Source organism: Mesorhizobium sp. M8A.F.Ca.ET.208.01.1.1 (assembly GCF_004791315.1).
Classification (GTDB): Bacteria; Pseudomonadota; Alphaproteobacteria; order Rhizobiales; family Rhizobiaceae; genus Mesorhizobium.
Genome location: NZ_SRUT01000006.1, coordinates 141,191 through 160,753, shown reverse-complemented (window position 1 = coordinate 160,753; position 19,563 = coordinate 141,191). Strand labels below are relative to the sequence as shown.

General features: G+C 64.2%; 19 protein-coding genes and 1 pseudogene. 8 read left to right on the top strand and 12 right to left on the bottom strand.

Features of this window, described 5'->3' with window-relative positions; all coding sequences use genetic code 11:
* Positions 1-19 precede the first annotated feature (19 nt).
* The 11 genes and pseudogenes from EN851_RS24775 to speB all read right to left on the bottom strand — a co-directional run bounded on the left by EN851_RS24775 (position 20) and on the right by speB (position 9,107).
* A complete protein-coding gene (locus EN851_RS24775; RefSeq protein WP_245520805.1) occupies positions 20-784 on the bottom strand; it encodes a cyclase family protein in 765 nt (254 codons plus the stop codon).
* Positions 781-1,959 (bottom strand): ABC transporter substrate-binding protein, encoded by a 1,179-nt coding sequence (locus EN851_RS24770; RefSeq protein WP_135921950.1) that lies wholly within the window; start codon positions 1,957-1,959, stop codon positions 781-783. Before EN851_RS24770 ends, EN851_RS24775 begins: the two co-directional genes overlap by 4 nt.
* Complete coding sequence (locus EN851_RS24765) at positions 1,956-3,005, bottom strand: branched-chain amino acid ABC transporter permease (RefSeq protein ID WP_135930174.1); 1,050 nt, start codon at positions 3,003-3,005, stop codon at positions 1,956-1,958. The genes EN851_RS24770 and EN851_RS24765 overlap by 4 nt, the downstream gene beginning before the upstream one ends.
* Positions 3,002-3,904, bottom strand: a complete 903-nt coding sequence (locus EN851_RS24760) for a branched-chain amino acid ABC transporter permease (RefSeq protein WP_135921952.1) — start codon at positions 3,902-3,904, stop codon at positions 3,002-3,004. Before EN851_RS24760 ends, EN851_RS24765 begins: the two co-directional genes overlap by 4 nt.
* Entirely contained in the window at positions 3,901-4,632 is a 732-nt protein-coding gene (locus EN851_RS24755) for an ABC transporter ATP-binding protein (protein WP_135930173.1), read from the bottom strand. The genes EN851_RS24760 and EN851_RS24755 overlap by 4 nt, the downstream gene beginning before the upstream one ends.
* Positions 4,619-5,434 (bottom strand): ABC transporter ATP-binding protein, encoded by an 816-nt coding sequence (locus EN851_RS24750; protein WP_189521930.1) that lies wholly within the window; start codon positions 5,432-5,434, stop codon positions 4,619-4,621. Before EN851_RS24750 ends, EN851_RS24755 begins: the two co-directional genes overlap by 14 nt.
* A 153-nt stretch (positions 5,435-5,587) precedes the next feature.
* A pseudogene (locus EN851_RS37335) lies at positions 5,588-5,702 on the bottom strand (amino acid ABC transporter permease); the annotation flags it as partial.
* A 145-nt stretch (positions 5,703-5,847) separates the two neighbouring features.
* Complete coding sequence (locus tag EN851_RS24740) at positions 5,848-6,495, bottom strand: amino acid ABC transporter permease (protein WP_135930172.1); 648 nt, start codon at positions 6,493-6,495, stop codon at positions 5,848-5,850.
* Positions 6,492-7,148 (bottom strand): amino acid ABC transporter permease, encoded by a 657-nt coding sequence (locus tag EN851_RS24735; protein WP_135921955.1) that lies wholly within the window; start codon positions 7,146-7,148, stop codon positions 6,492-6,494. The genes EN851_RS24740 and EN851_RS24735 overlap by 4 nt, the downstream gene beginning before the upstream one ends.
* A 6-nt stretch (positions 7,149-7,154) precedes the next feature.
* Entirely contained in the window at positions 7,155-7,964 is an 810-nt protein-coding gene (locus EN851_RS24730) for a transporter substrate-binding domain-containing protein (RefSeq protein WP_135930171.1), read from the bottom strand.
* 81 nt (positions 7,965-8,045) lie between these two features.
* Positions 8,046-9,107, bottom strand: a complete 1,062-nt coding sequence (gene speB, locus EN851_RS24725) for an agmatinase (RefSeq protein ID WP_135930170.1) — start codon at positions 9,105-9,107, stop codon at positions 8,046-8,048.
* Positions 9,108-9,317: 210 nt separating this feature from the next.
* Between speB and gcvA the strand changes: the two genes are divergently transcribed.
* The 8 genes from gcvA to EN851_RS24680 all read left to right on the top strand — a co-directional run bounded on the left by gcvA (position 9,318) and on the right by EN851_RS24680 (position 18,112).
* Positions 9,318-10,289 (top strand): transcriptional regulator GcvA, encoded by a 972-nt coding sequence (gcvA, locus tag EN851_RS24720; RefSeq protein ID WP_127871275.1) that lies wholly within the window; start codon positions 9,318-9,320, stop codon positions 10,287-10,289.
* Between the two features lie 119 nt (positions 10,290-10,408).
* Positions 10,409-11,713 (top strand): nicotinate phosphoribosyltransferase, encoded by a 1,305-nt coding sequence (gene pncB / locus EN851_RS24715; protein ID WP_135930169.1) that lies wholly within the window; start codon positions 10,409-10,411, stop codon positions 11,711-11,713.
* Between the two features lie 181 nt (positions 11,714-11,894).
* On the top strand, positions 11,895-13,163 hold the full coding sequence (locus EN851_RS24710) for a hypothetical protein (protein WP_245520804.1): 1,269 nt from the start codon (positions 11,895-11,897) through the stop codon (positions 13,161-13,163).
* Positions 13,164-13,320: 157 nt separating this feature from the next.
* On the top strand, positions 13,321-14,625 hold the full coding sequence (locus tag EN851_RS24705; RefSeq protein WP_127278104.1) for an ABC transporter substrate-binding protein: 1,305 nt from the start codon (positions 13,321-13,323) through the stop codon (positions 14,623-14,625).
* A gap of 220 nt (positions 14,626-14,845) precedes the next feature.
* Positions 14,846-15,727 (top strand): branched-chain amino acid ABC transporter permease, encoded by an 882-nt coding sequence (locus tag EN851_RS24695; RefSeq protein ID WP_135882705.1) that lies wholly within the window; start codon positions 14,846-14,848, stop codon positions 15,725-15,727.
* Positions 15,724-16,686, top strand: coding sequence for a branched-chain amino acid ABC transporter permease (locus EN851_RS24690; protein ID WP_135930168.1), 963 nt, complete (start codon positions 15,724-15,726; stop codon positions 16,684-16,686). Before EN851_RS24695 ends, EN851_RS24690 begins: the two co-directional genes overlap by 4 nt.
* The gene (locus tag EN851_RS24685; RefSeq protein WP_135921961.1) at positions 16,683-17,408 is read left to right on the top strand and encodes an ABC transporter ATP-binding protein; all 726 of its coding nucleotides are present in this window, start codon (positions 16,683-16,685) and stop codon (positions 17,406-17,408) included. The genes EN851_RS24690 and EN851_RS24685 overlap by 4 nt, the downstream gene beginning before the upstream one ends.
* Complete coding sequence (locus EN851_RS24680; protein ID WP_135930167.1) at positions 17,405-18,112, top strand: ABC transporter ATP-binding protein; 708 nt, start codon at positions 17,405-17,407, stop codon at positions 18,110-18,112. The genes EN851_RS24685 and EN851_RS24680 overlap by 4 nt, the downstream gene beginning before the upstream one ends.
* On the opposite strand, the gene EN851_RS24675 is transcribed toward EN851_RS24680, so the two are convergent.
* Complete coding sequence (locus EN851_RS24675; RefSeq protein ID WP_189521928.1) at positions 18,113-19,537, bottom strand: sodium:proton antiporter; 1,425 nt, start codon at positions 19,535-19,537, stop codon at positions 18,113-18,115.
* Between the last annotated feature and the right edge of the window lie 26 nt (positions 19,538-19,563).

Here is a 19,563-nt window from a genome sequence, read left to right as displayed (position 1 = left end):
CGACAGAGGCTTCAGGCGTTCAGCCGGTCGCTTCGTGGATCGCGACAGCGCGAGCCGGGAAGCCGGATCCGGCCTTCGGCTTTGGCCAGCTTGCCATTATCAACGCACCGGCTTCGGGCACCTTGTCGAGATTGGCCAGGAGCTCGATCTGCCAGCAGTCGCGGGACAACACATAATATTCCAGACTTGCATCGCCCGCCGAAGTGGCGCGGCCGGGGTCGGTGTCCATGCCCTCGTGCCCGATCGCAGTGACACCGCGGCGCTCCAGAAGTTCCTCCAGCACCGGCTTCGACCAGCCCGGCGCATGCGAGATACCGTCGGCCGACCTGTTTTGAAACGTCACCGGGTCCGGCCAGCGCGGCCACCACCCGGTGCGAAGCGCGACAAAGCACTTTTCCGGGATGCGGCCGTTCCGGGCCTCCCAGGCGGAAATGTCGTCCAGCGTCGGCGTCGCATCGGGATCAGCCGCTACCCTGTCGGTGATGTCGAGGATGACCAGTGGCAGAAGCATCTCCGACACCGGCAGTTGATCGATCGAGCGGCCGCCGTCGATGAAGTGCACCGGCGGGTCGACATGCGTGCCCCATTGCCCGACGAAGGCGTAGTGGTGCACCTGAAAGGCGTCGCCCTTCGAAAAGTCGAGCAACGCGTTGCGCTCTTCATCCGGGAAGGCCGGGAAATGCGGCTGGCCCGGACGAAAGGCATGCGTCAGGTCGGTGAAGGTCGCGGCGGAGAGCCGCGACCTGTAGATGTCCCAAAGCGAGCCCCGAGTCGACAAGATCACGGCTCCGCGACGAAGGTCGGTGCCGCTTCACTCGCCAAGACAAGCTTGCCGTCCTTGACACCGATGACCGAAACCGACTTGTCCGGCACCGAAATGCCCGGACGGTAGGTGATGGTGCCGGTCACGCCGTCGAGCCCGGACGTGGCGGCAAGCGCGTCGCGGATCTTGGCCGGATCCGGTGCGCCGGCGCGCTTGATCGCGTCGGCCATCAGCTTGACCGAGTCGTAGCCGAGCGCGGCGAAGGCGTTCTCGGGCGCATTGCCGACCGCCTTGGTGTAGGCGTCGATGAAGGCCTGCACTTTCGGGCTGGCGCCCTCACCGATATAGGCATGGGTGGTGAAGTAGGTATCCTTGGCCGCGTCGCCGCCGACCTGGATCAGCAACGGCGTGTCGTAGCCGTCGCCGCCGACCACCGGCAGATTGATGCCGGCCTGACGCATCTGCTTCAGGATCAGCCCGATTTCCTCGGCATTCGACGACGAATAGACGAAGTCGGGCTGCGGCGACAGCGCCTTCAGCTTGGCGATCTGGGCGGTAAAGGTCTTGTCGCCGATCTTGTAGGTGTCGCGCTCCAAGATCTTGCCCCCGCCATGCTCGTAGGCGGAGACGAAGTAGTCCGACAGCAGCGTTGTATATTCGGTGCCGATGTCGGTCAGCAGATAGGCTGTCTTGCCGTTCAGCTTGTTCAGCGCGAATTCCGCGCCAACCGCGGCCTGAACATTGTCGCCGAAAGCGGCGAGGAAGATCTCGTTGCCGAGCTGGCTCGGCAATTTCGGCGAGGTCGCGCCGGGCGTGATGAATGGTATCTGCGCCTTCTGGACCTGCGGTCCGATGGCCAGCACCGAGTCGGAATCGGCGAAGCCGATGATGCCGACGACCTTGTCGCTGTCGATCAACTGGCTGGCGACGGTCGAGATCGTCGTCGAATCGCTCTTGGAGTCGTAGATCACCAGTTCTATCTGCTGGCCCAGCACGCCGCCGGCGGCGTTGATTTGGCTCGCTGCCAGCTTGGCGCCATTCAGCATCGGACCATCGAGCGAGGCCTGAATGCCGGTCAGGTTCGCCGGATATCCGATCTTGATCGTGTCGGCAGCAAGTGCCGTACTGGCCGAGGCAAGCGCGAAGAATGCGCCCAGTCCCAGGCCGATTGTGCCGCGTCGAGTGAGTCTGATCATGGTTTTCGTTCCTCTCTCTGGTTCACCGTTGCCGATCTTTGGGTTAATCCGAACGTGAGCTCCCGGTCGCCCATGATCCCCTTCGGCCGGAAGATCATGATTAGAATGAAAATGAAGCCGAGCACGATCTGGCTGGCGCCAAAAAGCGCCGGCACCGCGAAATCGCCGATGGTGAAGCCGCGTTCGACCGCGCGCAAAACCTCCGACAACAGCGAAACGCAGATGACGCCTACAATCGCGCCGGTCAGGGAGCCCATGCCGCCCAGCACCAGCATGGTGATCAGGCTCATCGTCAGCGCGAAGTAAAAGGTGTTTGGCGAAAACGAACCGAGATAATGCGCGTAGAGCGAACCGCCGACCCCCGAGAAGAACGCGCCGGTAACGAAGGCGATCAGTCTGGTCCGCAGCACGCCGATTCCGACGGCGCTGGCCGCGATGGTGTCGTCGCGCACCGCCTTCATGGCGCTCCCGAAAGGCGAATAAACCAGGCGGGCCAGCACGAACAGCGTGATGGCGAGCCAACCCATCACCCATGGCAACGTCGTCTCCAGCGGCACGCCGGTGAAGGTGCGGGCGCCTCTGGTGAAATCCGAGGCATTGATCAGCACCACGTTGACGATGATCAGGAATCCCATCGTCGCCACCGAAACGAAGTAGCCCGACAGGCGCATCAACGGATACCCGACGACCACCGCAAGCAGCGCCGTCAGAAGACCCGCCACCAGCGTCGCCGGCAGGAAGGGGAGGCTGAAAGCATGCAGAAACGCCGGCAGATGCGGCAGCAATGCCATCTTCTGCTGCACCGGGATCGACAGGATCCCCGAAATATACGCGCCGGCGCCGATGAATCCGACATGGCCGAGCGAGAACACGCCGGTAAAACCATTGCTCAGCGACAGTGCCAGCACCAGGATCGCATTGAGCGCGATCAGCAGGATGATCCGGACGAAATAGTCGCTCAGCACGTGCGGCGCACCAAAAGCGATGGCAGCGCCTGCCACCAGGGCGGCGAGGACGAGGAGTGTGATCCGCGCTTCCCGGCTCACAGCTTTATCTCCCGGTTCGGCTGGAGAAGTCCGCCCGGGCGCACCAGCAGGAAGGCGATCAGCACTGCGAAGACGATTGCGTCGCGATAGGACGAGACGGCGCTCGGCAGGAACGCGACGATGAAGATCTCCAGCGCGCCCAATATGTAACCGCCGACCAGGGCGCCCGCGATCGACCCGAAGCCGCCGATGATCGCCGCCACGAAGGCCTTCAGGAGTGGCGTGAAGCCCATCTGCGGCTGCACCACGCCGGCTTGTGCCGCCCACAGAATGCCGGCTAGGCCGGCATAGGCGGACGCGACGAAGAAGGCGACGATGATCAGCCGGTTGACGTTGAGGCCGACAAGCTGTGCCGCCGACATGTCCTCGGCCGCGGCACGCATGCCAAGCCCCGTCGTGGTGCGCGTGATGAACCAGCCGAGCAGCAGCAGCGACACGAAGGTCAGCGCGATGGTCAGGAGATTGATGCTGGTGAAGGTGATGGCGCCGTTCGACACTTCCCAGGAGGTGTTGAGAATATCGGGGAGTGGAAAATTGCGCGGCGAGGAGGTGAACACCAGGATGCCGACGTTCTCGATGATGTAGGTGACGGCGAGGCTTGTCAGCAGTCGCGCGACGTCTGGCGCGTCGCGGATCGGGCGATAGGCGATGCGTTCGATGAGGAAGCCCGCGACGGCGGCCGCGGCGATGCCGCAGATCACGGCGACCGGGAATGGAACGCCCACTCCCGCCAGCAGTGCTACTCCGAATGCGCCGACCATCATGACGTCGCCATGCGCGAAATTGGTCAGCTTGAGGACGCCGAAGACGATCGACAGGCCGACCGCCACCAGCGCGTAGAGGCTGCCGAGGCTCACCGCATTGACGATCTGCTGCAGGATATAGTCCAGCTGGGTCATGTTGCCGCCCCGAGATACGCCTGCGCCACGCGCTCGCTGTCGCGCAGTTCCGCGGACAGGCCCGACAGCGCCACCTGACCCGTGCGCAGCACATAGGCGCGGTCGGCGAGGTCCAGGGCAAGCGCGATGTTCTGTTCCACCAGCAGCATCGTCATGCCCTGGCGCTTGAGTTCGGCAAGTGCGCTGAAGATGTGGCGTACCAGCAGCGGCGCAACGCCGAGCGAAGGTTCGTCGAGCAGCAGCAGGCGCGGCGCCGCCATCAACGCTCGCGCCAGGGCAAGCTGCTGCTGCTCGCCGCCCGACAGCGTGCCGGCCAGCTGCCTCAGCCTCTGCTTGAGAATCGGGAACAGCGTGAACATGCGCTCGCTGTCCCGGGCGACGGCCTCCTTGTCGGTGCGGGTGCAGGCGCCGAGCCGCAGATTGTCGGCCACCGTCAGGCCGCCGAACAGCCGCCTTCCCTCCGGGCTCTGCGCTATGCCCAGACTCACGATCTGCGACGGAGCGACACCTCCAATCGGCTTGCCATCGAAGATGATCTTGCCGCCACGCGGCCGCGACAGGCCGGAAATGGTGCGCAAGGTGGTGCTCTTGCCGGCGCCGTTGGCCCCCACCAGCGCCACCACCTCGCCGGCATGGACGTCGAGCGAAATGCCCTTCAGTGCCCGCACCGCGCCGAAATTGACCTCGAGGTTCTCGACGCTGAGCAGGGCAGGGCTAGGCGTGGCCAAGATACGCCTCCCTTACTTTCGGGTGTTCGCGTACCTGCTCCGGTGTTCCGACGCAGATCACCTCGCCGGTCGCCAGCACCTGGATGCGTTCGCACAGCGCCATGATCAGGTCCATGTCGTGCTCGACGACGACCACGGTCACACCGTAGCGGTCACGGATCGTCCGGATCAGCCCCGCCAACACCTTGGTCTCGTTGGAATCAAGGCCGGCCGCGGGCTCATCGAGCAGCAGCAGTTGCGGGCCGGTCGCCAGCGCACGCGCAATCTCCAACCGTCGCTGATCGCCGTAAGGAAGATCCGCCGCGATCCTGCCGGCCTGATCTGTCAGGCCCATGAGGTCGAGGAGTTCGTCGGCCTTCTGGCGCGTGGCGTCCACCCGCTGGCGATAGCGCCGGCCGCGCAGCACCGTATCGGCGAAGCCGACAGGATGGCGCAACTGCGCCGCCGTGAGCACGTTCTGTGCGACGCTGAGACTGCCGAACAGGCGAGACCCCTGGAAGGTGCGGGCGATGCCCATCGCGACGATCTGCGATGTGCGCAGGCCGACGATCGAGCGGCCCTTCATCTCGATGCTGCCGGAATTCGGCTGGGAAAAACCGGTGACGAGGTTGAAAAGCGTGCTCTTGCCGGAGCCGTTCGGGCCGATCACCCCGACGATTTCACCTTCGTGGAGCTCGATGGAATGATCCCGGAGTGCAACCAGGCCCCGGAAGGCTTTTGTCAGCCCGTCCGTCCTCAACAGCACTCGGCTCGACTGTCTGTCCACGCGCAGGCTTGCCCCTGTCCGCCCTTGCCGCCCCATTCGGCATGGCCAAGCTTCGAATGGACAATTCGCACGACGACATGTCAAGGCCTATTCCTAACAGGAATGCTCTATGCCTGCCATCGCCGCGACGACACCGGCATCGATGCGGAGCCACTCCAAGCCGACTTTGCGATCGCGGCGCCGTCGACCGATACCACGCACTAGGAAGCCAGCCCTTGGGCGCACGGGTGATCGAGAACGCCTGCGACAGGATGATCAACCGGAATTCCTGCAGACATTGCAGGCCGACGCTGGCGCCGGCATTGGCGTTCAGGCATTGAACCGCATAGCCGCCGTTGCCAACGCCGTCGTCATTGGCGGTGAAGACCAGTTCGTGGAGCTCTGCGCGTCCGCGCTGCGGCTTGCGACACGTCGCAGTCGCGCGGCGAATGCTCCGCGCCGATATCGCCCTAGCGGGCCGCCGCCCGCCGCTCCAGCCGCCGTGCATATTGCGTCAGCGGAAAACACATCAGGAAGAAGATGAGCGCCACCAGTCCGTAGACTTTGAACGGCTCGAAAGTGGCGTTGTTGATGGCGTTCGAGGTCCGCACCAGCTCCTCGAAGCCGATGATCGAGGTCAGCGCTGTCGACTTGATCAATTGCACCAGGAACCCGACGGTCGGCGCGCGGGTGATGGCGAACGCCTGCGGCAGGATGATCAGCCTGAGTTCCTGCAGATAGTGCAGGCCGAGGCTGGCTCCGGCATCCCATTGACCAAGCGGCAGCGCGTCGACACCAGAGCGCCAGATCTCGGCCAGATAGGCGCTGGCGAAGAAGGTCAGGCCGAGCACGGCCGCCGTCCAGGGCTCGATGCGCAGGCCGAGCATCGGCAGACCGAAGAACATCAGGAAGAGCTGCATCAGGAGCGGTGTTCCCTGGAACAGGGCGATGTAGCCCGAGGCAAGGCGCGGGCTCCATTTGTTCTTGGCGATCCTGAAGAACAGCACCACCATTCCGACCAGCGCGCCGCCGACGAAGGCGGTCAGCGACAAAAGCACCGTCCAGCGGGCGGCGAGCAGAAGGTTGCGCACGATGTCCCACAGCGTGAACTCGATCATGACACGCCAGCTCCGAGCGCGCGGCGCCCGCCTGTAACCAGCAGCCGCCGCAAGGCCATCGACAGGGCGAGATAGACCAGCGTCACGACGAAATAGGTCTCGAACGAGCGAAAAGTGCGCGCCTGCAGCATGTCGGCCTCATAGGTCAGCTCACGCACCGCGATCTGCGACACAACGGCGGATTCCAGCATCATGATGACGATCTGGCTGGTCAGCGCGGGATAGATGATCTTGAGCGCCTGCGGCAGCACGATCTTGATGAACACCTGGCGCGGCCGCAGTCCAAGCGCCAGGGCCGCCTCCGTCTGCCCGTGCGGCACGGCGTCGAGCCCGGCGCCGACGATCTCGATCGTGTAGGCCGCCATGTTGAGCGTCATCGCCAGCATGGCGGCCAGGATCGGGTCGAGCCTGATGCCGAGGCTCGGCAGGCCGAAGAAGATGAAGAACAGCTGCACCAGGAACGGCGTGTTGCGCATCACCTCGACATACCAGGCGATGGCGTGGCGCAGCAGCGCGGGGCCGTTTCGCCGTCCGGCGGCACCCAGAATGCTGAGCAGCGTTCCCGCCAGCGTTGTCACGGCGATCAAAAGGATCGTCGTGGCGGCGCCGTGCGCGATGTCGCCCACGGCACCTGGAAGCCAGCCGAAGGCCACGGCAACTCAATCCTTGAGATTGTCGGGGTTGAGCGGCGTCTTCAGCCAGGCCTTCGAGCTTTCATCCAGCTTGCCGTCAGCCAGCATCTTGGCGACGGCATCGTTGACGGCCTTCTTGAGGGCATCCTCATTCTTGTTGAGGCCGATATGCGAGGGCGAGGTCAGAAGCTGGAACTTCTGCTCCGGCTTCAGCACGTCCTGCTTCGCCAGAACCTGGGCGCCGACATCGTTGCCGACGACCATCAACTGGGTCTGGCCGGAAATGAAGGCCTGGATCACCGAATTGTAGTTGTCGAAGCGCTTGATGTCGGCAGAAGCGGGCGCTGCCTCGGTGAGCGAGGTGTCTTCCAGCGTGCCGCGATTGACGGCGATCGACTTGCCGGCAAGGTCTTCCTTGCCCTTCACCGACATCGCCGCCGGACCGATCACCGCGATGTAGTACGGCGCGTAGGCGGCGGCGAAGTCGATGACCTGCTCGCGTTCCTTCGAGTAGCCGACGCTCATCAGGATGTCGACGCGGTGGTCGTTGAGGTAAGGGATGCGGTTCTGGCCGGTGACGGCCACGGTGTTGAGCTTCACCTTGAGCGTGTCGGCGATGTACTGCGCGACGTCCATGTCGTAGCCCTTGAGGCTCATGTCGGCACTGGCCGAGGAGAAAGGCGGGAAGTCGGCGAAGACGCCGACATTGATCGTGCCGGCCTTGGTGATATCGGCCAGCGCGTCGGCCTTGGCCGCCTGCGTGGCGAGGCCGAGACCTGCCGCGCCTAGTACCAGGACGGCGGCGATGGATGATTTGAACGTCGATCGGATTGTCATTGTCATTCCCCTTCTGGATGCTTTTGATTGTTTGGGTCGGCCGCCGGCTCCAGCGCGGCGGCCGCCTTTGCTTTCCGGCCGTCAGGCTCCCTTGCCGGTCACGGCCGGGCTGAACACCATCAGGCTCAGGATTTCGAACAGCACCTGGGCGCCGGCATGCGCGGTGTTGGTGGTCGCGTCATATTGCGGCGCCACCTCGACGACGTCGCCGCCGACGATGTTGAGGCCCTTGAGGCCGCGCAGCAGCTCGAGCACTTCGCGCGTGGTCAGCCCGCCGACTTCCGGCGTGCCGGTGCCTGGCGCGAAGGCCGGATCGACGCTGTCGATGTCGAAGGACACGTAGGTCGGGCCTTCGCCAACGATCCTGCGCGCCTTCTCGATGATGGCGGGAATGCCGAGACCGGTCACCTCCTCGGCATGGACCACGGTCATCCCGGACTCGTAGGTGAACTCCCACAGATACTCGGCGGCGCCGCGTATGCCGATCTGGATGGTGCGCGTCGGATCGAGCACGCCGTCCAGCACCGCATTGCGGAACGGTCCGCCGTGGTGGAATTTGGTCAGGTCGAACAGCCCGCTGGTGTCGCAGTGGGCGTCGATGTGGATGAGCCCGACCGGCGCCTTCTTGCCGACAGCCTTCAGGATCGGGTGCGTGATCGAGTGGTCGCCACCGACCGACAATGGGATGACACCGGCGTCGACGATCTGATTGATGCGCCGCTCGATATCCTCGTGGCTGGTCTCCAGCCTGTAACGGCTCTGGAACGGAACGTCGCCGATGTCGGCGACCCTGAGCTCATGCGTCGGCGCGCATTCCAGCACATGATTGTAGGGGCCGATGCGCTCGATGGCCCGCAATGCGCGCGGCCCGAAGCGTGAGCCCGGCCGGTTGGTGACGCCGAGATCCATCGGCACGCCGATGATCGCCACCTGCAGGTCGCCGAAGTCCGGGTTGTCAGCCGCGATTTCGCGATAGGGCGCCGTGAGGAAGGTCGGGATGCCGGAATAGGGCGCCAGCCGCGTGCCGCTCTTGGAAAAGATCTTGTCGGCGACCTTGCGGAATTTCGGGTCGAACATCTCGCCGCCATGGCTCTCGCCATATTTGCGACGCAGCGCGTCGAGCTTGCCGCGATCGTATCCCATATCCGCTCCTCCTCAAGTGATGCAGTGTTGCCGTCGGTGATCTCGGGCGAACCGACCGTCATCCGGCCGGGCCGCTGTCCCGCTGGCTGAATGCAGATTTCACGTCTTGATGTTGTTCCGGGCAAAAGTGTCCGGCAGCCGCATTGAAAAAGCAATTGATATTGTTAGGGTGGTTTCTGTGAGAAAATCTCACAATGAAGCCGAGCGCCCATGGCCAAGCGCCTGCCACCTCTCAACCCGCTGCGCGCCTTCGAGGCCACGGCGCGCCATGCCTCGCTGACCAAGGCGGCGAGTGAGCTGAATGTCACGCATGGCGCCGTCAGCCACCAGATCAAGGCGCTGGAGCAATCGCTCGGCGTCAAGCTGTTCGAACGCGTCGGCCAGCGGGTCAAGTTGACCCCGCATGGCGCCGAACTTTTGCCCGCGGTGTCGACGGCCTTCGACGGCATCGCCGCCGCAACGCAAAGGCTGACGCGGCCGGCAAGCAGCGGCGCGCTGTCGGTGTCCTGCGTGCCGGCACTGCTGCTTTTGTGGATGACGCCGAGGCTGGGCAGCTTCACCGCGCAATATCCCGATATCCAGCTGACGCTCATTCCCTCCAACGACCCCAGGGATATCCGGGCGCCGCATATCGATGTCTGCGTGCACTATGGCGATGGCAGCTGGACCGATTGCTGGATGCGCAAATGGTCGGGCCTGGAGCTGTTCCCGGTGGTCAGCCCGACGCTGATCAACAACCGGCCGATCCGCAATGTTCGCGACCTCGCCGACCATGTCTTGCTGCATGGTGACGATGGCCGCGAGTGGCACACCTGGCTGGCCGCCGCCGACGCGCTGGACCTGGAGCGCGGTCGGCGCCATCATCTCGGCGATGCGCGCATGACGGCGGAGGCCGCGGTGCACGGCCATGGCGTGGCGCTGGGCGACTCGGTGACGGCAAGCGCGCTGCTGGCCAGGGGCATGCTGGTCGCTCCGTTCAGCCTGTCGGTGCCCGCGGTCGATGATTTCTATGTCGTTTGCCGCAACGAAATGCGGGCGACGCCGATCGTGCAGGTGTTCATGGACTGGCTGTTCGCCGAGAAGGCCGGGGATGACGGCCGCGCCGGCGCCCCCGTGGCGGGCCGCCTCGTCACCCGCCGCAAACGTCCAGCGCTCAAGGTGATGGGCGGCAAACCCTCGTAGCCGCACGCAGGGCTTTCTTTTTGTCGGGCCAACCTGAAAGCGGGCAGCGTTTTGGTCAATTCGATGCTATGAGGCCTGTCGCTATTGTGGTGGCAGGGCAGCGAAGGCGGTAACGAGATATGGCCAAGACCGATATTGCACGGCGCGTCTATAACCACACTTGGAAGCTCGACCCGATCGTGCGCAGCCTGCTCGACACCGACTTCTACAAGCTTTTGATGCTGCAGATGATCTGGGGGATGTATCCCAAGGTCGATGCCACTTTTTCGCTGATCAACCGCACCACCTCGGTGCGGCTCGCCGACGAGATCGACGAAGGCGAGTTGCGCGAACAACTCGACCATGCCCGCACGCTGCGCTTCTCCAAGAAGGAGATGATCTGGCTCGGCGGCAACAATTTCTACGGCCGCAAGCAGATTTTCGAACCGGAATTCCTCGCCTGGCTGGAAGGCTTCCGGCTGCCCGATTATGAGCTCTCCAGGCATGACGGCCAGTACGAGCTCTCCTTCTCCGGCCCGTGGATGTACACCACGCTGTGGGAGATCCCCGCGCTCGCCATCATCAACGAATTGCGTTCGCGGGCCGCATTGCGGTCGTTCGGGCCGTTCGCGCTCGACGTGCTCTATGCCCGCGCCAAGGCCAAGATGTGGGCCAAGACCGAACGGCTGAAGGCGCTGCCCGGCATCCGCATTTCCGATTTCGGCACCCGGCGGCGCCATTCCTTCCTGTGGCAGCGCTGGTGCGTCGAGGCGCTGAAGGAAGGCATTGGCGAAGCCTTCACCGGCACCTCCAATGTGCTTCTGGCCATGGACAACGACCTCGAAGCGCTCGGCACCAACGCGCATGAACTGCCGATGGTGTTTGCGGCACTCGCCAATTCGGAAAAAGAGCTGAAGCAGTCACCCTACAAGGTGCTGCAGGATTGGCAGCGTTACTATGGCGGCAATCTGCTGATCGTGCTGCCCGACGCCTTCGGCACCGCTTCCTTCCTGCGCGACGCGCCGGACTGGGTCGCCGACTGGACGGGCTTCCGTCCCGACAGCGCGCCGCCGATCGAGGGCGGCGAAAAAATCATCGACTGGTGGCGCGAGAAGGGCAAGGACCCCAGGCAGAAGCTGCTGATCTTCTCCGACGGGCTCGAGGTGGAGAGCATCGAGGAAACCTACCGCCACTTCAAAGGCAAGGTGCGCATGTCCTTCGGCTGGGGCACCAACCTGACGAATGATTTCGAAGGCTGCGCGCCGACGGAGACCAACAGCCTCGATGCCATATCGCTGGTCTGCAAGGTGACCGAGGCCAATGGCAGGCCGGCGGTGAAACTGTCCGACAACCCGGCCAAGGCGACCGGCGATCTCAGGGAGATCGAGCGGTATTTGCGCATTTTTGGCGCTAAGGATCGCGTGGAGCAACTGGTCAAGGTTTGAGGAGGTAGGCGGGATCTTGGAGAGGTCGAGTTCCGCCGTAGAGGGCTGTCGCTGGTCATTAGCGTTGCTGTCTGCCGCTTTGGGGCTCGTCTTACCCACCCCCGCTTTCGCCCATGCCTCCGACCGTGGCCACGTCCTCCTCCTTCCCACCGGCTATTACCTGATCGGCGGCGCGTTCGCGGTGGCCGTCAGCTTCCTTGTCCTTGCCCTGCTGCCGCCCGACACCCTCGACCGTTTCTGGCGTCGGTGCCTGCCGCTTTTCACATTCAGCGACGGCGCCCGGATCGTTATCAGCCTGATTTCCTTTGCCGGCTTGGTAATCCTCATCACCGCCGGCTTCATCGGGAGCCGCGATCCGCTTTCCAATCCGCTGCCTTTGGTGGTGTGGACGCTGCTATGGGCCGGGCTGACCCTGCTGCAAGGCGTGTTCGGCGATCTCTGGTCGTGGCTCAACCCGTGGTACGGCCCGTGGCGCCTGCTGTCCCGCCTGACGGGCAAAGGCGATGAGGTGGCCAGGCAACTTCCGCAATGGCTTGGCTGCTGGCCGGCCGTCATCCTGTTCCTAGCCTTTGCCTGGTTCGAACTCATCGATCCGGCGCCGGACGATCCGGCACGGCTTGCCTTTGCCGCCGGCCTCTATTGGCTGGTTACTTTTGTCGCCATGCTGGTGTTCGGCTACGACAAGTGGAGCCGCGGCGGCGAATTCCTCGGCATCTTCTTCTCGATGGTGTCGCGCTTCGCGCCGGTCGCGCGCGACGATGACGGCCGGCTCGCGCTGTGCTGGCCAGGTGCCAAGCTGCTCACGGCCGAACCCTTGCCGGCCAGCGGCATGGCGTTCCTGCTGCTCGCTCTGTCGTCGGTCTCGTTCGACGGCCTGTCGAAAACCTTCTTCTGGCTCGGCCTGTTCGGCATCAACCCGCTGGAATTTCCCGGCCGCACGGCGGTGATCGACAGCGGCACGCTGGGACTCGGTATGACATTCGCGCTGCTGACAGCGGTGTTCCTTCTCGCCGTCTTTCTCGGCCAGCGTCTTGCCCGCAGCGATCGGTCTCTCGCCCAGTCGGCGGGACTGCTGGTGTGGTCGATCGTGCCGATCGCGCTCGCCTATCATGTCGCGCACTATCTGACGGCGCTGCTGGTCGACGGCCAGTATGCGATCGCCGCGCTATCCGATCCTTTTGCCAGGGGCTGGAACCTGTTCGGCACCGCCGACATGCAGGTCGAAGCCGGCATCGTTGCCGGCGCCGGCTCCGCATGGTGGCTGTGGAATGTCCAGGCCGGCGCCATCATCCTTGGCCATGTGCTTGCGGTTCTCGTCGCCCACGGCCTTGCCTGGCGCCTGCATCCCCAGCCCGCCCGCGCCGCGCTCAGCCAGTTTCCGCTCACTGTTTTGATGATCGCCTACACCATTTTCGGTCTTTGGCTGCTTGCCACGCCGACGGTCGGATGAGACAAGCCATCCCGTGCGGGCTTGCCCCCACGGAAAGCTCGCTTGCCAGGCCAAGCCTTTGGTGATTTAGTTTGTACACATGCAATTTTGCATCCTCTTGCCGAGGATGTTCGAACCGCCTTATCGTTGGTCAAAACGCAAAAACAGGGGAACGAACGTGACTGACAAGAACGGATTTTTCGACCTCTCCAAAACCACACTTACCCGCCGCAATGCGCTGAAGGGTCTCGCCGCCGGCGCCGGTCTCGCCATGGCGCCCGGCTTTGTCCGCTATTCCCAGGCGCAAAGCTCGGCGCCGATCAAGATCGGTTTCCAGTCGCACCGAACCGGCATCGGCGCCGCCTATGGCCGCTGGTATGAGAAGACCACCGCCGCCGCGATCAAGGCGATCAATGCCGCCGGCGGCATCAATGGCCGTCAGGTCGAGGTCATCATCGAGGATGACGGCACCGATCCTGGCCGCGGCGCCGAGGTGGTCGGCAAGTTCGCCACACAGCACAAGACCGACATCGTCTTCGGCACGCTGTTCTCGCATGTCGTCATCGGCTCGGCGCCCGCCGCCGGCGAAGCCAAGATGCCCTATTTCGTCGTCAGCGAAGGCCACCACGTCGCCTCGACCAAGCTCAACCGTTACGTCTTCCAGCCCGGCATCACCGACGTGAAGAGCCAGATCCAGTCGATGGCGCCGTGGATCGCCGCCAATGCCGGCAAGAAGGTGACGCAGATATTCCCCGATTTCGCCTTCGGCTACGACCATCGCGATTACCTGCCGCCGGCGCTGAAGGCGCAAGGCGCCGAGGTGATTGCCCAGATCGCCATTCCGCCGACGGAATCGTCCTTCACCAAATATTTCCCGCAGATCCCGGCCGAGACCGAGGTCATCTACCATGTCATGGTCGGCCCGGCGGTGCTCACCTTCGTCAAGGAACTCGGCGAATTCTACGGCTCCAACCGGCCGCAATTGTTCGGTTTCATCGATTCGCTCGAAGCCACCGACATCAATAGCCCCGGCCTGGAATTCCTCGACGGCAGCCACTTTTGGGAGGGCTCGCCGCGCTATGCGCAACCGGATGATTCCGCCGCGCAGAAGGCCTATCGCGCCGCTGTCGGCATCGACGACAATGGCGCCGCTGTCGGCGATCCCAAGGACGTCTCCACCGCCGCGCACATGTTCGGCTGCTGGGAGACGCTCTACGTCGTCAAGAAGGCTATGGAAGATGCCGGCTACAAGGGACCGGAAGACCGCGCCAAGCTGGTCGAGGCGACCGAGGCGCTGAAGGAATTCGCCGAAGGGCCTGAGCATCCGCAGGGGCCGAAAACCTTCAACGGCAAGATCCATCAGTGCTTTGGCATCCAGAACATCTCCAAGGTCGAAGGCGGCAAGCTCAAGGTCGTGCACAAGACCAAGATCGAGGACGGGCTTTACGAGGCCGAGGGGGATTACACGACGCAGGCGCTGTAGGTCTGGCTAACCAGCAAGCGTGAGCGCGAAGCGACCCCCCTCTGTCCTGCCGGACATCTCCCCCTCAAGGGGGGAGATCGGCCGGGATGACTGCTTTCGCCAATCGTCAAAGACGATAGATCGCCGCCGTCGCAGGAGCTGCCAATCTCCCCCCTTGAGGGGGAGATGCCCGGCAGGGCAGAGGGGGGCGCTTCGCGCCGCCCTATCGAGCGTGTAATCAATGCACTTCGGACCTCATCTCCTCCTGGCAACCCTCGAAGGCCTCGTCACCTCGGCCGTGCTGGCGCTGACGGCGCTGGGCTTGTCGCTAGTGTTCGGCGTCATGCGTGTCGTTAACGTCGCCCATGGCGAGTTCTTCATGCTCGGCGCCGTGCTTGCCTGGGCGATCACATCAGCAATCGGCGGCCACCCCGCGCTCGGCTTCCTGGCAGCGCTGGTGATCGCGCCGCTGATCGTCGGCGCCATCGCGCTGGTCGCCGAACGGCTGGTGCTGCGCCGGCTCAATTACAACCCTGAAGCCACCATCGTCGCCACCATCGGCATGCTCTACATCATCCAGCAGCTGGCGTTGACTTTCTATGGTCCCGAAGCGCGGCCGGTGGAGCCGCCCTTCAGCTATCGCATCCTTCTGCCGTGGTTCGGCTATTCCGGCTACAAGCTGTCGATCATCGCCGCATCCGCTGTCCTGTTGATCGCGACATGGCTGGTGCTGACGCGCACGAAGATCGGCCTCATCATGCGCGCCACGCAGTACGACAGCGAGACGGCGCAAGCCTTCGGCATCTCTGTCGGCCGCGTCTATGGCGGCGTCTTCGCGCTTGGCGCCATGCTGGCGGCGATCGCTGCGGTGCTGATCGTGCCGATCAGCCAGGCGCACTACCTGATGGGACAGGACCCGCTGCTCTTGTCCTTCATCGTCGTCATCATCGGGGGCCTCGGCTCCCTGCGCGGCACCGTCGTCGCCGCCGTGCTGATCGGGCTGTCCGACGGCATCATCTCGATGTTCTTCTCGCCGACCTTGGCCAAGATCATCGCCACGCTGCTGGTCGCCATGGTGCTGGTGTTCCGGCCGCAAGGCCTGTTCGGGACGGCATCGCGATGAGCGAAGCTTCGCCGGCAAAGGCCTACGCGCTGCATCTCGGCGTCATCGCCCTGCTCTTCGTGCTGAGCTTCCTTTTGCCGGAGTACTATCACGGCCTGCTCGCCCGCATCATGGTGCTAGCGGTCTTCGCCATGGGCTACAACATGCTGTTCGGCTATGTCGGCCTGCTCAGTTTGGGCCACGCCATGTTCTTCGGCGCCGGGCTCTATGGCGCCGGGCTCGCCGTCATCCAGCTCGGCTGGAGCGTGCCCGCGGCATTCGCCGCTGGTCTCGGTTGTGGTGCCGTCCTCTCCCTGATCATTGGCCTTTTGGCGCTGCGCACCACGGGCGTTGCCTTCATGATCGTCACCATGATGTTCGCCCAGGTGTTTTATCTCGCCATCCTCTATTTCGCGGCTTGGACCGGGGGCGACCAGGGCATGGTGGTGCCGCAGCCGACGCGGGTCCTCTCTTTCGGTGCAACCTCGCTCGACCTCACCAACCCGACCGTGCGCTATATCTGCGCGCTGTCGCTGTTCTCACTCGTGCTGCTGATCACGCTCGCCATCGTCCGGTCCCGCTATGGCCGCGTGTTGGTCGCCATCCGCGAGAACGAAGAACGCACGAAGATGCTGGGCTACGACACCTTCTCCAACAAGCTCGCCGCCGTCGTCGTCTCCGGCATGATCTGCGCTGCCTCGGGTGCCGCCTACGCGCTGCTGTTCGGCTATGTCGGCTCAAGCTTCGCCTCGGTGCAATACTCGATCCTGCCGCTGCTGTGGGTGCTGCTCGGGGGTGCCGCCACGACGCTCGGACCGCTGATCGGCACGCTGTTCATGTACTATGTCATCGACGTCACCAGCGGCTACACATCGGCCTATCTGCTGATCGTCGGCGTTGCGCTGATCCTGCTGGTGCTGTTCTTCCCCAAGGGCATTCTCGGCAGCATCCGCCAGCGCTGGCTCGGGTGGTTGCCATGACGCCGCTTTTGACCACCAAGGGCCTGTCGCGCAATTTCGGCGGCCTGCGCGCCGTCGACAGCGTCGACTTCACCTTGATGCCCGGAGAAATCCGCGCCGTCATCGGGCCCAACGGGGCAGGCAAGACCACTTTCGTCAGCCTGGTCAGCGGCCGCATCCGGCCATCTTCGGGAGCGATCCTCTTCGACGGCGCTGACATCACCGGCCTGCCGGCCTATGTCAGGGTCCGCCAGGGCATCGCCTACACCTTCCAGATCACCAGCGTTTTCGCCAACCTGCCTGCCTACGACAATGTCGCGCTGCCGGTGCAGCGCACGTTGAGCGACGGCCGCTCGAAGGGTGCGGTGCGCGCCGGCGTCATGTCGGCGCTCGAACGCACCGGGCTGGCCGACCGCGCCCATATGCCGGCCGGGCAGTTGTCCTACGGGCATCAGCGATTGCTCGAAGTGGCGATGGGCCTGGCGCTGAAACCGCGCCTGCTGATCCTCGACGAGCCGACGCAAGGCCTTGCCGATAGCGAGATCGACAATTTCGTCGAGCTGGTACGCGACATCGCCAAGAGCGCCACCGTGCTGCTGATCGAGCACAACATGCCTGTGGTCATGCATCTGGCTGACCGCATCACCGTCTTCAACGCCGGCAGGATCCTGGCCGAGGGCGCGCCCGAAGCGATCCGAAACGACGCGGCGGTGCAGGACGCCTATCTGGGGACCGCCCCATGACCGATGCATTGGTGATCTCGGGGCTGGACTGCTTCTATGGCGAGGTCCAGGTGCTCTACGGGCTCGATCTCGTGCTGAACAAGGGCGAGGTGCTGTGCCTGTTCGGCCGCAATGGCGCCGGCAAGACGACGACGCTGAAAGCGATCATGGGCCTGGTTCCGGCGAGTGCCGGTTCGATCAGGCTCGCCGGCCGGGAGTTGACCGGCCTGCCGGCGCATGAGGTGCCGAAGGCCGGCGTCGCCTACGTGCCGCAGGGAAGGCGGCTGTTCGCCGAGATGACGGTGGCCGAGAATATCGAGATCGGGCTGATGGCGCGCGGCAAGGGCAAGGCGACGAAGGAGAACGTCCTCGATCTTTTCCCCCTGCTGCGCCAGCGGCTGAAGCAGCGCTCCGGCACCTTGTCCGGCGGCGAGCAGCAGATGCTGGCCATGGCGCGTGCGCTCTGTCTCGAGCCGCAGGTGCTTTTGCTCGATGAGCCGACCGAAGGGTTGATGCCGTCCATGATCGCCAAGATCCGCGAGACTGTATCGAAGCTGCGCGAGCTGGGCGTCTCCACCATCCTGGTCGAGCAGCGGGTCGACGCTGTGTTGTCGGTCGCCGACCGAGTCTCGTTCATCGAGAACGGCCGCAACCGCGAGACGGTCGATGTCGACGCCCTGCGCGCCGACCCGTCAGCGGTCAGGCGCTATGTCGGCGTCGGCTGATCAACCGAGAAACAGAAAGCCGGCGATCAAGAAGGTCGGGATCAACACCAGCCCGGACCACAGCATATAGCCGAAGAAACCTGGCATCTTGACGCCGCGGTGCCTGGCAATGGCATAGACCATGAAGTTGGGCGCGTTGCCGATATAGGTGTTGGCGCCCATGAACACGGCGCCCGCCGAGATCGCGGCAAGCGTCGAGGCGAACTCCGTCATCAGGTGTTGGGGGTCGCCGCCGGCCAGCTCGAAAAACACCAGATAGGTCGGCGCATTGTCTAGGAAGGACGACAGCGCCCCGGTCAGCCAGAAATAGGCGAGGTCGTTGGGCGTGCCTTGCGCCGAGGTGACGAGCGCGACCAGCGGCGCCAGCGCGCCGTCATGGCCGGCTCTCAAAATGGCGACGACCGGAACGATGCAGATGAAGATGCCGGCAAACAACTTGGCCACTTCCGCGATCGGTCCCCAGTTGAAGCCGTTTGCTCGGCGGTGGCTCTTGTAGGAGAGGGGGAGCGATAGCAGGGCCAGCGCGAGGATGATGGCGTCGCGTACCAGGTTCTGCAGTTCGAGACTAACGCCGAACACGGAAAAGCTCACACCCGGCTTCCAGGCCGCCGACAGCAGGATGGCGCCGATCACGCCGGCCAGCAGCGGAAGGTTGGCCAGGCCGCGCAGGCGCACTTTCGTGTCCGGTGTCGGATCCTTGATCTTCGGTGCCCCGGCCTCGCGCCGGTGCAGGATGAGGTCGATCGCCAGGAAGACGGCGAGCACGACCACAACGACGAACAGCATCTCTCGCCAGAGATTGGCGGTCGTCCAGAAGAAATCGACGCCGCGCAGGAAGCCGACGAACAGCGGCGGGTCGCCGAGCGGCGTCAGCGAGCCGCCAATGTTGGACACCAGGAAAATGAAGAAGATGACGACATGGGCATTGAAAGGCCTGTTGTCGTTGGCGCGCAGGATCGGCCGGATCAGGATCATCGAGGCGCCCGTCGTGCCGATCACCGAGGCAAGCAGCGCCCCGACGATCAGCAGTCCGGCATTGACCAGCGGTGTCCCGTGGATGTTGCCGGCAAGCAGGATGCCGCCTGAAATCGTGTAGAGCGCAAACAGCAGGACAATGAACGACATGTATTCGGTGAGCAGCGCGTGCAGCACCGCCTCGGTTGCCGCCGGGGCGCCGAAGGCGACCGCGAGCGGCACGATCACCAGCGCCGCCCACAAGGCAGTGATCTTGCCGTAGTGGTGTTCCCAGACATGGTGGAACAGCAGCGGACCGGTGGCGATCGACAGGAGCAGTCCGGCAAAAGGCAGCGCCCACCAGAGCGACATGGCGGCGCCCGGCAGGCCATGCTCCTCTGCCGCCAAGGCCGATGCCGGAAACAGCAACGCGACGATGATCGCGCCGGCCGCCCCGATCGCCATCGGCATGCATCCCCCTCTGCCCGCCACGGTGC

Excerpts from the sequence above, each read along its gene's own strand:
- EN851_RS24770 (WP_135921950.1), bottom strand. The coding sequence starts at position 1,959 with ATGATCAGACTCACTCGACGCGGCACAATCGGCCTGGGACTGGGCGCA.
- EN851_RS24760 (WP_135921952.1), bottom strand. The coding sequence starts at position 3,904 with ATGACCCAGCTGGACTATATCCTGCAGCAGATCGTCAATGCGGTGAGC.
- EN851_RS24750 (WP_189521930.1), bottom strand. The coding sequence starts at position 5,434 with ATGGGGCGGCAAGGGCGGACAGGGGCAAGCCTGCGCGTGGACAGACAG.
- EN851_RS24740 (WP_135930172.1), bottom strand. The coding sequence starts at position 6,495 with ATGATCGAGTTCACGCTGTGGGACATCGTGCGCAACCTTCTGCTCGCC.
- EN851_RS24730 (WP_135930171.1), bottom strand. The coding sequence starts at position 7,964 with ATGACAATCCGATCGACGTTCAAATCATCCATCGCCGCCGTCCTGGTA.
- speB (WP_135930170.1), bottom strand. The coding sequence starts at position 9,107 with ATGGGATACGATCGCGGCAAGCTCGACGCGCTGCGTCGCAAATATGGC.
- gcvA (WP_127871275.1), top strand. The coding sequence starts at position 9,318 with ATGGCCAAGCGCCTGCCACCTCTCAACCCGCTGCGCGCCTTCGAGGCC.
- pncB (WP_135930169.1), top strand. The coding sequence starts at position 10,409 with ATGGCCAAGACCGATATTGCACGGCGCGTCTATAACCACACTTGGAAG.
- EN851_RS24695 (WP_135882705.1), top strand. The coding sequence starts at position 14,846 with ATGCACTTCGGACCTCATCTCCTCCTGGCAACCCTCGAAGGCCTCGTC.
- EN851_RS24690 (WP_135930168.1), top strand. The coding sequence starts at position 15,724 with ATGAGCGAAGCTTCGCCGGCAAAGGCCTACGCGCTGCATCTCGGCGTC.
- EN851_RS24685 (WP_135921961.1), top strand. The coding sequence starts at position 16,683 with ATGACGCCGCTTTTGACCACCAAGGGCCTGTCGCGCAATTTCGGCGGC.
- EN851_RS24680 (WP_135930167.1), top strand. The coding sequence starts at position 17,405 with ATGACCGATGCATTGGTGATCTCGGGGCTGGACTGCTTCTATGGCGAG.
- EN851_RS24675 (WP_189521928.1), bottom strand. The coding sequence starts at position 19,537 with ATGCCGATGGCGATCGGGGCGGCCGGCGCGATCATCGTCGCGTTGCTG.